This is a genomic window from Bacillus paralicheniformis (assembly GCF_002993925.1).
GTDB classification, from domain to species: Bacteria; Bacillota; Bacilli; order Bacillales; family Bacillaceae; genus Bacillus; species Bacillus paralicheniformis.
Genome location: NZ_CP023665.1, coordinates 417,001 through 429,024 on the forward strand (window position 1 = coordinate 417,001; position 12,024 = coordinate 429,024).

Annotated in this window: 15 protein-coding genes; 8 read left to right on the forward strand and 7 right to left on the reverse strand. The window is 44.6% G+C overall.

Going from position 1 to position 12,024, the window contains the following annotated elements:
* Position 1: 1 nt before the first annotated feature.
* On the reverse strand, positions 2-913 hold the full coding sequence (locus CP943_RS02285) for a permease (protein WP_049937190.1): 912 nt from the start codon (positions 911-913) through the stop codon (positions 2-4).
* 179 nt (positions 914-1,092) lie between these two features.
* On the opposite strand from CP943_RS02285, the gene CP943_RS02290 reads away from it, so the two are divergent.
* From CP943_RS02290 to CP943_RS02300, 3 genes are all read left to right on the forward strand, one after another.
* Positions 1,093-2,049: an acetylxylan esterase gene (locus tag CP943_RS02290; RefSeq protein ID WP_035337279.1), complete on the forward strand. Its 957-nt coding sequence runs from the start codon at positions 1,093-1,095 to the stop codon at positions 2,047-2,049.
* 86 nt (positions 2,050-2,135) lie between these two features.
* Positions 2,136-2,564, forward strand: coding sequence for a MarR family winged helix-turn-helix transcriptional regulator (locus CP943_RS02295; RefSeq protein WP_043054046.1), 429 nt, complete (start codon positions 2,136-2,138; stop codon positions 2,562-2,564).
* Complete coding sequence (locus CP943_RS02300) at positions 2,555-2,896, forward strand: DUF3147 family protein (protein WP_020450088.1); 342 nt, start codon at positions 2,555-2,557, stop codon at positions 2,894-2,896. The genes CP943_RS02295 and CP943_RS02300 overlap by 10 nt, the downstream gene beginning before the upstream one ends.
* An 85-nt stretch (positions 2,897-2,981) precedes the next feature.
* Here CP943_RS02300 and CP943_RS22575 read toward each other — a convergent pair whose 3' ends face one another.
* From CP943_RS22575 to CP943_RS02320, 3 genes are all read right to left on the reverse strand, one after another.
* Positions 2,982-3,308, reverse strand: coding sequence for a hypothetical protein (locus tag CP943_RS22575; RefSeq protein WP_223254833.1), 327 nt, complete (start codon positions 3,306-3,308; stop codon positions 2,982-2,984).
* Between the two features lie 533 nt (positions 3,309-3,841).
* Positions 3,842-4,525 carry an amino acid ABC transporter permease gene (locus CP943_RS02315; protein WP_020450090.1) on the reverse strand — a complete coding sequence of 228 codons (684 nt, stop codon included), beginning with the start codon at positions 4,523-4,525 and terminating at the stop codon, positions 3,842-3,844.
* Positions 4,526-4,536: 11 nt separating this feature from the next.
* Complete coding sequence (locus CP943_RS02320; protein ID WP_026580508.1) at positions 4,537-5,412, reverse strand: transporter substrate-binding domain-containing protein; 876 nt, start codon at positions 5,410-5,412, stop codon at positions 4,537-4,539.
* Positions 5,413-5,595: 183 nt separating this feature from the next.
* On the opposite strand from CP943_RS02320, the gene CP943_RS02325 reads away from it, so the two are divergent.
* The 3 genes from CP943_RS02325 to CP943_RS02335 all read left to right on the forward strand — a co-directional run bounded on the left by CP943_RS02325 (position 5,596) and on the right by CP943_RS02335 (position 8,474).
* Positions 5,596-6,147, forward strand: coding sequence for an NAD(P)H-dependent oxidoreductase (locus CP943_RS02325; protein ID WP_035337275.1), 552 nt, complete (start codon positions 5,596-5,598; stop codon positions 6,145-6,147).
* Between the two features lie 95 nt (positions 6,148-6,242).
* Positions 6,243-6,968, forward strand: a complete 726-nt coding sequence (locus CP943_RS02330) for an AAA family ATPase (protein WP_020450093.1) — start codon at positions 6,243-6,245, stop codon at positions 6,966-6,968.
* A gap of 69 nt (positions 6,969-7,037) precedes the next feature.
* Complete coding sequence (locus CP943_RS02335; RefSeq protein ID WP_020450094.1) at positions 7,038-8,474, forward strand: glycoside hydrolase family 1 protein; 1,437 nt, start codon at positions 7,038-7,040, stop codon at positions 8,472-8,474.
* A 39-nt stretch (positions 8,475-8,513) separates the two neighbouring features.
* On the opposite strand, the gene CP943_RS02340 is transcribed toward CP943_RS02335, so the two are convergent.
* A complete protein-coding gene (locus CP943_RS02340) occupies positions 8,514-8,912 on the reverse strand; it encodes a competence protein ComJ (protein WP_023855672.1) in 399 nt (132 codons plus the stop codon).
* Positions 8,913-8,929: 17 nt separating this feature from the next.
* Complete coding sequence (locus CP943_RS02345) at positions 8,930-9,376, reverse strand: NucA/NucB deoxyribonuclease domain-containing protein (RefSeq protein WP_020450096.1); 447 nt, start codon at positions 9,374-9,376, stop codon at positions 8,930-8,932.
* Between the two features lie 302 nt (positions 9,377-9,678).
* Here CP943_RS02345 and CP943_RS22380 point away from each other — a divergent pair, with 302 nt between their 5' ends.
* Together CP943_RS22380 and CP943_RS02350 are read left to right on the forward strand one after the other, a co-directional pair.
* Positions 9,679-9,849: a hypothetical protein gene (locus CP943_RS22380; RefSeq protein ID WP_023855671.1), complete on the forward strand. Its 171-nt coding sequence runs from the start codon at positions 9,679-9,681 to the stop codon at positions 9,847-9,849.
* A 5-nt stretch (positions 9,850-9,854) separates the two neighbouring features.
* Positions 9,855-10,658, forward strand: a complete 804-nt coding sequence (locus CP943_RS02350; RefSeq protein WP_025810788.1) for a serine/threonine protein kinase — start codon at positions 9,855-9,857, stop codon at positions 10,656-10,658.
* 404 nt (positions 10,659-11,062) lie between these two features.
* Here CP943_RS02350 and CP943_RS02355 read toward each other — a convergent pair whose 3' ends face one another.
* Positions 11,063-11,803, reverse strand: coding sequence for a ribonuclease YeeF family protein (locus CP943_RS02355; protein WP_020450098.1), 741 nt, complete (start codon positions 11,801-11,803; stop codon positions 11,063-11,065).
* Positions 11,804-12,024 lie beyond the last annotated feature (221 nt).

A 12,024-nucleotide genomic window follows, 5' to 3' on the forward strand; every position in this document is an offset into this window, starting at 1 on the left:
CTCACCCCTTTACCAACAGTGATCCGGCTAAGACAATAACGGCGATGTAGGCGACTAAGACAAACACAAAACGTTTTTTAAAGATGCCGAGCATCATCAGCAGATTTTTAATGTCCACCATCGCTCCGAATACAAGAAAGGCGATAAGTGAGCCGAGTGAAAACGTGCTGCTGAAAGAAGAAGCAATAAAAGCGTCGACCTCTGAACAAAGGGACAGCACAAATGACAACCCCATCATAACAAGGGATGAAGACACATCATTCTGCCCGATCGCCAAAAGGGTAGATGTTTTAATATACGTCTGCATTGCCGCTGCGACAAATGCGCCGATGATCAAATATTTTCCGACTGAGAAAAACTCGTCAACTGCATGGCGGAGCGTCCCGCCGAGCTTTTGCAGGAAAGACTGGTTCGCATGGGTATGGTGGTGATGGCCGCGTGTCCCGTTCTCGATCAGCTGATTCCCTTTAAATTGATAAGAGATGATCAGCCCGACAATGAGAGACACCGCAATCGCCAATCCGCCGCGATAGAACACAACATCCCATTTGTTCCCGAAAGCGATGAATGTCGAGAATAACACAATCGGATTGATGATCGGGGCCGTCAGCATGAAGGCGACCGCTGCGTGAAGCGGTACGCCCTTTAAAAGCAGCCTGCGGGCAATCGGAACGATGCCGCACTCGCAAGCCGGAAACAATACCCCGGCAAATGTCCCTGACAAAACGGCGAGAAATCGGTTTTGCGGGATGATTTTCGCCATCATCTCCTCCGTCACAAACATTTGAATCAAACCTGATATAAAAACCCCGATCAAAACGAACGGAATCGCTTCTATTAATATACTGATAAATATTGAGTTCAGCTGCAGAAAGGATTGTGAAGCCACAAAAAAACCTCCGCGCAAATGCATATTTTTAGTTTCAATCTAGCATTATAACATAAATTGAAAAAGCGGTTTTGTGCGGCGGGGTCAGATAATGGGAGGAGCAGAAGTGACAGAATCAATACATATAAAATCCATACACAGCCTTGAAGGGGAATGTTATGATAAGAATATTCAAAAAATGAAAAGAAGAGGGGAAAGACAAGATGCAGCAGCCTTATGATATGCCGCTAGAACAGCTTTACCAGTATAAACCGGAACGGACGGCACCGGCTGATTTTGAAGAGTTCTGGAAGGGTTCATTGGAGGAATTGTCAAATATAAAAGCGGAGCCTGAGCTTGAACCGCATGAATATCCGGCTGACGGGGTAAAAGTCTACTGGCTTACATACAGAAGCACCGGGGGAGCGCGAATCAAAGGCTGGTATGCAGTACCCGACCGCCAAGGGCCGCATCCTGCGATCGTCAAATATCACGGCTATAACGCCAGCTATGACGGAGACATTCATGATATTGTCAATTGGGCTCTTCACGGTTATGCGGCATTCGGTATGCTGGTCCGCGGGCAGAGCAGCAGTGAAGATACAGAGACCTCTCAACACGGACATGTACCCGGCTGGATGACAAAAGGAATCCTCGATCCGAAAACATATTACTACAGAGGGGTCTATTTAGATGCCGTACGAGCAGTCGAAGTGGTCAGCGGTTTTGCTGAAGTCGATGAAAAGCGGATCGGAGTGATCGGGGCAAGCCAAGGAGGCGGGCTGGCTGTCGCGGTTTCGGCGCTGTCCGATATTCCAAAAGCAGCCGTGTCCGAATACCCTTATTTAAGCAATTTTCAACGAGCGATCGATATAGCGATCGACCAGCCTTATCTCGAAATCAACTCCTTTTTCAGAAGAAACACCAGCCCGAATATTGAACAGGCGGCTATGCGGACCCTGTCTTATTTTGATATCATGAACCTTGCCCAAGCGGTCAAAGCGCCCGTTCTCATGTCGATCGGACTGGTTGACACCATCACACCGCCATCCACCGTCTTTGCGGCTTACAATCACTTGAAAACGGATAAAGAAATAAAAGTGTACCGCTATTTTGGACACGAATACATCCCGCCGTTCCAAACCGAAAAGCTGGCGTTTTTGAGAAAGCACCTGAAATGAATAAAAGCGAACACCCGGTAAAGCCGGGTTTTTTTATGTCTTGATTTAAGAATATATCGTATTATAAGATATAATTAGAGAGGGTGATGAAAGTGAATACGGAGAAAATCATAGAAATGATGAATCAGGACTGGACGGATATTTACTACCATCTGCACACAAAGCATGATGATCATTTGTCTCACCACGCGGTTCGAATGCTTCAGCATATCGAAAAAAACCGCTTGGTGACCATTGGTCATTTAGCAAAATTATTGGATGTCTCTCATAATACGGCATCAGAACATGTGAAAAGACTGATACAAAAAGGACTTGTACAGAAAAACCGGGACAGCAGCGATGAACGCAAAGTCTACGTCACGTTAACGCCTGAAGGTGAAGAAGCAGTGAAACGGCATACGAGACTTCATCCGAAAAAACTGCAAAAGGTGTTGGAGCAATTAAATGAAGAAGAAGTCGAAATGATTAAAACAGCATTTTCCTTGTTGAGCCGGGAGGCAAAATCATGTTTTTAATAGTGAAAATCGGGGTTTCTGCAATATTGATCGCCATTATAACCGAAATTGCACGAAAATCGCCTGAAATGGGTGGAATGATTGCGGCATTGCCTCTTGTCAGTCTGCTGAGTTTATTTTGGCTTAGTGTACAAGGGGAATCTTTAAAGCATTTAAGCCAATTCGCGAAAGGCGTGCTATGGGGGTTTCCCGCCACGGCGGTTCTCCTTTTGATCGTGGTTTTGAGTTTAAAAGCATCATTTCCGGTTGTCATTTCTGTTGTGTTTGGAGTATGCGGATGGGGCGGGTGTTTAATGCTGCAAAAGGCTCTCATCCATGCGATATTCGGGTGAAGTGGAATGGAATAAGAAGCCGCTTGTGCTGCCGCACAAGCGGCTGAAACGATCAGGGAGCGGCATCCCCCCCTGTATGAGACTGTCACGTATAAAGCTTGGAGTAATAAATCATCCTCGCCGGAAAAGGAACGTCTCTGTATGGCCCCTCGGGCGGGATGGATGTCGACAGAAATCGGAAATAATGGCTCCCGAGTATTTTTAAGTTTATCGGATAAGTCTGGACGGTTTCAGGAGCGAGTTCATAGGAGAATGCTTGAGCTTTAGATTGACTGACCATGAACTTTTGATATTCCCCGTTTTCAAAGCAATATAAACAGCCCTTTAAACGATGCGCTTCCTGGTTGACCAAAGAGATATACAGATCTTCTCGGCCGTTTTTTTCAACCGGGTTTCCTGCTTTGTCAGACAAGTAAATCAATCTTGTTTGAGATGGGCTGCCGCTGTTCATTTGACAGTTAACAGGTTCAATGCAAGCAGGATGAGTCGAGAGCCGGTCAGAATGCGGGGCATGTGAAATCAATTCAAAATAGTAGGGTGCTACATCGTCGGCATCCCGATTCCATTTGCAATCGTGCTCTGCCTTTGGGTCGAACCTGAAGGACTGGGTGATGATATAAACGATGTGTCTGCCCGCAGGAACATGCTGGAACCTGATTTTGATTTCCTTGGACGAATGAGCGGGAACGATGGATGGAAAGGTTTGCGAGGGCCGGTCATTTCCTTCAAAGAAAACGGATATATGGATGCGGTCTTCGGCATTCGTATGGTTGCAGCAGACGTATGATGCTTGGAAATGGCCTGATGGATCGGTTTGATAGCTTAATTTGTTTCTGTCGATCGTATAAAGGTGATCTGCGTGAAAATAAGTCGATCTGAGGATATGGATAATACCGCCTCCGTTTCACAGTATGGAAAGCCGCCGGAGCACCCGGCAGCTTCTTGCTATTTTTTGATATAAACCTCTGTCCGCTTCTCCAGGAAATCCTGGAGCAAAGCGATCGCCGAGCAAACGGCCCAGTAAATCAAGGCAACTAAAATATACATCGTCATATAGTCGAACTCCCGTCCGCCTACGATTTTTGCCTGTTGAAACAATTCAGGCACGGTGATCATGGCGGCGAGGGAAGACGCTTTAACGAGATCAAGCATTACGTTTGCAAGAGGAGGGAGTGCAATTCTAACCGATTGAGGGACAATCACGTGGCACATCGTCTGCCAGTAGGAAAAGCCGATCGATTTTGCAGCGTCCCACTGCCCTCTGTCAACGGACGACAGGGCCGAGCGGATAATCTCGGCAATGTATGCGGCGCTGTTCATGCTGAAGCCGATTAAGGCAGCAGTCAAAGCCGTAAATTGGATTCCGATATAAGGAAAACCAAAATAAAGAATAAATAGAATGACAAGGATCGGAACGCCTCTCATAAACGAAATATAGATTCTTGCCGGCCAACGAAGCAAAGAGATCTCCGACATGCGCCCAAGCGCGATGAAAAAACCGAGAATTAAACCGGCAAACATGCTCGCAAATGAAATAAAAAGCGTATTCCATATGCCTTGCATCACATAAGGAAACGATTTCGCAGCCAATTCTGCATTAAAAATATACTCCCATTGAATAGAGCCCAATTGACATCCCTCTATTTATTCACATCGACATCGACAAAGTCGATATCCTGCTTTTTCGAAACATCGGCACCGCCGAAAAACTTTTTCGAAATCTTTTTGATTGTGCCGTCCTTCAGCATTTCGTCAATCGTTTTGTCGAATTGTTTTTTTAGTTCTGCGTTTCCTTTTTTCATGATCATGCCTTGCTGATGCGGATAGTATTTAAGATCGGGATGAATAGTCAGATCCAGATCAGGCATTGCGGCGAGCGCGAGTTTTTGAAGGTAGTAGTCGTTTAAGATGACATCGGTTCTTCCATTCGCTACATCCTTTAAAAATTGGTCATTTGTTGCGTTGTCGTAAATGACTTCCTCAGCTCCGTATTGGCGCGCGATATCCATGTAAACTGTCGTAGCTGCGCCAGCGGCTTTCTTTCCCTTTAAATCTTCAAGCGTGTGGATGCCTGATAGATCTTTTTTGCGGACGATAGCCGTTCCGAATGAATATTTATAAGGCGTAGAGAACAAAAACTTTTCTTTGCGGTCGTCGGTCATTGTAATATCGTTGGCAGCAGCGTCCACTTGTCCGCTCCCCACCGCCGTCAGCATGCCGTCAAAGCCCATTTCTTTAAATTCGACATCCAGGTCGAGCCGTTTAGCCGCTTCACGGATGACTTCCACTTCGTAGCCGGTCAGCTTGTCTTTGCCGGAATCAGTGTCATGATATGAAGTAGGATAAAGGGTTCCCGAAGTCGCCACAACGATCTTCCCTTTTTCCTTTATCTCATCCCAGGCTGTTTTTTGATTTTCAGCCTTATTTTGAGTAGTGCTGCATGCAGCTGTTATAAGAGCGAGCGCTAACACCGTTATCAACAATGTAATGCGCTTATACGTATGCAATTTATTCACTTAAAAAATCCTCCTATTCCTTTAGTCAAGTAAACCATAGCACTGAAGTAGGGATTAGGCAATAAGATAATTAGTATTGGGAAAAAATAAAATAATTGATAGTGCAACCTGCTTTACTTTTTAAGGTGAAAGATGGAATCATAAAGATATTGGTAAATTGAAACACAAGGAGGATAAGAAAAGATGAAAAATATTTTAATCATCAACGGACATGAAGCCTATCCCCATGCAAGAGGACAGCTTAATCACACTATTTTTACAGCGTTGGCGGACAAGCTGGGTGAAAAATATGAAGTGAAAAAAACAGTGGTGGCAGACGGATATCAAATCCCTGAGGAGCACGAGAAATTCAAGTGGGCTGATGCTGTTATTTATCAGACGCCTGTTTACTGGTTCAGTGTTCCTGCTTTATTTAAAAAATATATTGATGAAATTTATGAGTACGGGCTTTTTTATCAAGGGTCTGAAGACTACGGCAGAGGCGGGCTGTTTACAGACAAAAAGTATATGTTTTCAACCACATGGAACGCGCCCAAGGATGTATTCTCCAAAGAGGGGACATTCTTCGAAGGTAAAAGTCTTGATGAAGCGCTCTTTCATTTGCACAAAATGCAGGAATTCGTCGGCATGAAGCCTTTAAAAACATTCTCTGTCCATGATGTCATCAGCAATCCGCAAGTAGATCAATATTTAGCTGATTTGGACGCCCATTTAAAAGAAGTATTTTCGATTTAAGTCAAGAGGTTTGTGCTCAGGCGCAAACCTCTTTTTTCGTTATCCTCTAAGAAAACGTGATACAGTTGAGTATAACCAAAGCAGGGGGTGCTCGCATGTTTTTAAAAAAGCTGACTTTACTTCGGGAAAAAGTTCCTTCTTATGCAAAATATCCATTTTCAATTCCTGCTATTCAACATTTAAAAGAACTGACGTTTCAAAAAAACGTAACATTTTTTGTGGGGGAAAACGGATCAGGCAAATCGACGCTGCTTGAAGCAATCGCAGATAAATGCGAATTTAACACGGCTGGCGGGGGAAGAAATAATACATATGAAGTGTACGGTTCCGGTTCGGATTTGGGAGACTATATCAGATTGTCATGGCTTCCTAAAGTAACAAACGGCTTTTTTCTGCGCGCCGAATCTTTTTATCATTTTGCTACTCATATTGATGAAGTAGACATCACCGGTTTTCGAGGCTACGGAGGCAGATCTCTTCACGAGCAATCACACGGTGAATCTTTTTTATCGCTTTTCAAACATCGTTTTAAAGAGAAGGGAATCTATCTTCTCGATGAGCCTGAAGCTGCTTTATCCCCGGCAAGACAGCTGGCATTTTTGAAAATTCTTCATGATTTGACGAAATCAAACCAAGCTCAGTTTATTATCGCCTCTCACTCCCCCATTTTATTAGGGTATCCGGAAGCCGACATCTTCAGTTTTGATGGTGAACAAATCACTGAAGTGAACTATGAGGATACGGATCATTACACCTTAACCAAGTATTTTCTTCAGCACCGGGAAAAGCTTCTGGCGGAGCTGTTTTTAGATGATGTTTGATCTGAAACGCGTTTCATAGGATATGATAAAGTGCATCCGGATCAAAATACGAAACAGGAGTTGAGCAATATGATTCATCAGCAATTACGCCCATTTCCAAACCATTTCCTATGGGGATCAGCTTCAGCAGCCTATCAGATCGAAGGGGCCTGGAAGGAAGACGGCAAAGGCCTCTCGGTTTGGGATGTGTTCACAAAGATTCCCGGCAAAACGTTTAAAGGAAGCAATGGAGACATTGCGGTCGACCATTACCACCGTTTTAAAGAAGATGTTGCTTTAATGGCCGAGATGGGGTTAAAAGCATACCGTTTTTCAGTCAGCTGGCCGAGGATTTTTCCCCAAGGCAGGGGAGAAGTCAATGAAGCGGGCTTGAGATTTTACGATGACTTGATTAATGAGCTCCTTGCTCATGATATTGAACCCGTTTTGACGCTTTATCATTGGGATCTTCCCCAGGCTTTAATGGATGAATACGGCGGCTTTGAATCCAGAAGGATTATAGAGGATTTCAATACGTATTGCGTTACGCTCTATAAGCGGTATGGGGACAGGGTCAAATATTGGGTGTCCCTTAACGAGCAAAATTACAATTTTAATCATGCCTTTATCACAGCGATGCATCCTCCGGGTGTGAAGGACAGGAAACGCTTCTATGAGGCTAACCATATTGCATTTCTGGCGAATGCAAAGGCAATCGATTCTTTTCGCCGGTATGTTCCCGATGGAAAAATCGGACCGAGTTTTGCTTATTCGCCTGCATATCCGCTCTCCAGCCGTCCGGATGATATCCTCGCTTTCGAAAATGCTGAGGAATTTACAAATTATTGGTGGCTTGATGTGTATTGCCGGGGAACATATCCGGGCATTCCTTTGAAATATCTGAAGGAAAAAGGCTGGGCGCCGACAATTGAGGAGGGGGATATGGAGCTTTTAGCAAAAGGAAAACCTGATTTCGTCGGTGTGAATTATTATCAAACCATCACATATGAAATGAATCCTCTAGACGGAGTAGCGGAAGGAAAGATGAATACGACCGGCCAAAAGGGCAGCAACCAGGAAACAGGTATGCCCGGTTTATACAAAACAAAGAGGAATCCTCATCTTGAGACATCGAATTGGGATTGGGCCATTGACCCGATCGGTCTAAGAATCGGGCTTCGCAGGATTTCCAGCCGCTACGGGCTTCCGCTTTTCATAACGGAAAACGGGCTTGGGGAATTCGATAAGGTTGAAAATGACGGCACAATTCATGATGATTACAGAATTGCCTACTTGCGTGCGCATCTTGAACAGTGCAGACAGGCTTTAAACGACGGAGTCGATTTAATCGGCTACTGCAGCTGGTCTTTTACAGATTTATTGAGCTGGCTGAACGGCTACCAGAAGAGATACGGTTTCGTTTATATTAATCGTGATGAAGAGAATGTAAAGGACTTGAAGAGGATTAAAAAAGACAGCTTTTACTGGTACCAAAATGTCATTCAGACAAACGGGGAAGAGCTTTAGGAGAAGGGCGCCGGTGACACCGGCGCCTTTATTCTTTGATCAGGCCTGTTTAAAATCGAGAATATAGGTGATCTTCGCAGTGCTGCTTTGATCAGGCATAATCGTATAGCATGTCAGCTGATAGACGCCTTGCGGGATGTCGCATGACAATTTCTTGGATAGGACGCTTGCAATTTCGACCCCGCCATGAAGCACGTCGAAAGAAACGGTGACGCGCCTGTTAAAGGAGGGAACCTGTTCCTGGACATTCAAACGAACTTCTACTAATGATGCCGTATTATCGAGAGCTTCAAACGAGACCGCGTGTTCTCCCGCTGTGTAGCCTCTTTTAATATCCTCGTCTGTCCAATCCATAACGGGCGGCTTTCCGCCTTTTTGATAAACGGTAAACTGATGGTATGACATCGTCATTTCTTCTGCTTCCCACTTTTTGATCAAAGAACGTACCTCCAGTGTTATTTAATCTTGAAAAGTATTTTCGTGCCGTCCGGATAATCGCTTACCTGATTGCCCACCCAAGATCCTGCTCCACGGTTATCAGAAGGACTGATATACTCGACGGAAGCACCTGTTCCGCCTTCTTCGCACATGGCCATCGGCCACTCGTCGCGGTCATAGCCCGATTTGGAAGGAACATCTTTTAACGATTCCTTTCGGCGTTCGTCGGCTCCGTCCCTGTCGATCGTACAGATTTTAGAATGCCCTTTCTTGATGGCCTTTCGAATGTGCGCGCCTGTTTCAGGATAGCGGTCCGACGGGAAAATCAGCACTTCATCATAGTCTGAGCCGTTTTGCCGGCCTGAAGGCTGGTGTTCTGAAGTGAAAAAATCGCCGGATATAATGCCGATGATCACGACGGCGACGGCGAGCAAGGTGATCAGCAAAGATTTAATTTTGTCCATTCGTGTTGTCCTGCTTTCTTATAAGTTGAATCACTCAGCCGCAGCGGGCCGGAAGTAAATACAACTTTATTATCGTAAAAATGATTTGAGAAATAAAGGGGAGATTAATAGGTTTTTCCTCCTGAAAAGCTGAATTTTAGTCTATCATATCGCCTTTTTTTAAAATTTTTCCGGTTCGTTTAGAAGGTTTTAGAGGTTCAAAATTTAAATTTCTCATATGGAAGAAAAACTTTCGAGCCCCCTTTATCAAGCTTTCCTGCGCGAATGATATGAAATACAAGACAGAAAAGGAGCTGACTGAGTTGCTTCGTAAGCTATTGAAGGCACTTCAAAACGGTAAAAACCGACGATACAGCAGCAGTGACTACGGACGGAAATCATACAAAAAATACAGCAGCAGCGATTATAAAAGAAAAGGGTACGGTCATCACCATTACAAAAGAAAGCATAAGAAATTTTTCGGCAGCAGCTAAATCGCGTGAAAACATTGATGAGATGGCTGTTTGACCGCCCGCTCAAAAAAGGAACCGTCTTGGAGGGGAGATATCGAATCAACCGTGTGCTCGGGATGGGCAGCTACGGTATCACATATCTTGCCGAAGAACTTGGGAGATCCGGTTTCCGCGTCATCAAGCAGCAGAGAAAGACAAAAGCATGGACATCAGCCGGCCGGAGGTCTTTCAACCGCGAGGCTGAAATTTTGCGGGAATTGGATCTGCCTGCCGCGCCCCGTATATATGAGGTGCTTCAAGCGGCCGGCGAGCGGTTTATCGTAATGGAATATATCGAAGGAAAAACCTTTGAAGATTTGCTCTTTTATGATGGACATGTCTTTGATGAACAGCAAACGATCAGCATATTGAAGGAAGTGCTTCACAGCGTTTCATTTCTTCACAGGAGAGGGATTATTCACCGCGATTTAAGGATTCCCAATTTGATTGTGAGCGGAGGAACGATCCGCATTATAGATTTCGGACTAGCATGCCATCTGACTGAAAGAGAACGTGTTGATGACCGGCACCCGGAAAAAAGGCTGATGCGTGCTGTTTCCGTCAAAAGTGACTTTTATGCGCTGGGACATTTCGCATTGTTTCTCCTGTACTCCGAGTTTACTCCGTCCGGCGAGGAAGAAAAAAGCTGGGAAGAAGAACTCTGCCTATCGTCCGGGTTTACATCCGTTCTGAGGAAGATGTTGCAAATTGATCAGCCGTATGAGCGTGCAGAAGATATTATCGGCGACTTGACTTCCTGTACGGCGAAAAAGATGAAGCAGCCGTTTTAACGACAGCCCAGCGTGTCGACAAACCCTCGCAGTCGTTGTCAGGCCTGCTAAGTCGGTCTGACGAATAGAAGGAGGATCGGGAGGCTGACGTTCTGAGGCGTCCTGCCTGAATACCGCGTCATTATATCCTGTGAAAGTCTTCTCCGATGCTCGGCCTTCCTAGACTGTAAGGGATGCGGGTCACGCTGAAAGGATGACAAAATCCCAAAACTAAAAGTCGTTTTGGGATTTTGTCAACGCGAGAAGATTAATTTTTGTCCCCAATTTCAACTTAAATCGTTTGCTCTTCACTGCATTCCCCTTTTTGTTTCACCAGTAAATACATATCGGTTAAGACGGAGACGTTTTGACAAGATGAACAAAAAACCCCGTTGTGAAAACGGGGTTTTAAACAATTTGAAAGCCTAAAGTTCCTCTGCTTTTTCGGCTTTTTTTGTTTCATACTGTTTTTGTTTATTTGCGATGTAGCTTCTGGCCTCTTGATGCATACGCTGTTTCAGTTTGTAGACTTCGCTGTTTTGATAGATATGTGAATTGTAGTTTAGCGGAGATGCATTTTTCCCTTTTCCTGTTGCGTCGATCAAGGCGGAGTAGTCGGACTGGATCATTTGCTGAATTTGCTCAGAGGCCGAGTATTCTCTTTTGAGCAGCCCGTCAAGATCCTCGACAGCTTTAATCGTGTCTTTTCTGTTTTGGTTTGCAGCATCGAGCTGCTGTTTGATTTCATCGGAAGAGAATGGCTGTAGCGATATTAAATCATCAATCTGTCCTAAAATATTCGACAGTTCTTGTTGCTGTGCAGAGACCATGTTTTGAGAGTGAATGTGGACATTTGCAAGCTCCTGTTCAAGAAATTGAACATCAACGAATGTGTCCTCTGAAAGTCCGGCATTTTCGGCCGCAGCAGATACACCATTCAGAAACTGAATCTGCATATCAGCTAAATCCAGCCAGCCGTCTACGATCCCTGATTGGTCTCTGTAAAACGCTTTAATGGCATCAGCGCCTTTTCCTTGGAACTCATCAAGTTCTGTGACGCTGTTTAACGATTGTTTTAAGCTGACGAGCTGTTCTCTCAAGTTTTTATATTCATCAGATCTTTGCTTCATAGCTGATAATAGGGTTTCCGCTTCGTAGACTTTCATTGGAAATCTGCCCTTCCTGCGACTTATATAGTACAGAGTGTACCACTTTGTCACAGGGGATTGGGCAATAAATCCTGAATATCCATGAAAATGAATCTTTGTGATCAAATTTGTAAGCTCTTTAGGCTTTTTGTCGTGATAGGAGACTTTTGATTTAATAGTTAATTAGTCCCTTTTATGGCGGAGTTGTGTCGTCGGACTGAAGAAAAGCAGACAACTAA

Excerpts from the sequence above, each read along its gene's own strand:
- CP943_RS02330 (WP_020450093.1), top strand. The coding sequence starts at position 6,243 with ATGTTTTTAAAAAAGCTGACTTTACTTCGGGAAAAAGTTCCTTCTTAT.
- CP943_RS02335 (WP_020450094.1), top strand. The coding sequence starts at position 7,038 with ATGATTCATCAGCAATTACGCCCATTTCCAAACCATTTCCTATGGGGA.
- CP943_RS02355 (WP_020450098.1), bottom strand. The coding sequence starts at position 11,803 with ATGAAAGTCTACGAAGCGGAAACCCTATTATCAGCTATGAAGCAAAGA.
- CP943_RS02325 (WP_035337275.1), top strand. The coding sequence starts at position 5,596 with ATGAAAAATATTTTAATCATCAACGGACATGAAGCCTATCCCCATGCA.
- CP943_RS02345 (WP_020450096.1), bottom strand. The coding sequence starts at position 9,376 with ATGGACAAAATTAAATCTTTGCTGATCACCTTGCTCGCCGTCGCCGTC.
- CP943_RS02300 (WP_020450088.1), top strand. The coding sequence starts at position 2,555 with ATGTTTTTAATAGTGAAAATCGGGGTTTCTGCAATATTGATCGCCATT.
- CP943_RS02290 (WP_035337279.1), top strand. The coding sequence starts at position 1,093 with ATGCAGCAGCCTTATGATATGCCGCTAGAACAGCTTTACCAGTATAAA.
- CP943_RS02295 (WP_043054046.1), top strand. The coding sequence starts at position 2,136 with ATGAAAGTGAATACGGAGAAAATCATAGAAATGATGAATCAGGACTGG.
- CP943_RS02285 (WP_049937190.1), bottom strand. The coding sequence starts at position 913 with ATGCATTTGCGCGGAGGTTTTTTTGTGGCTTCACAATCCTTTCTGCAG.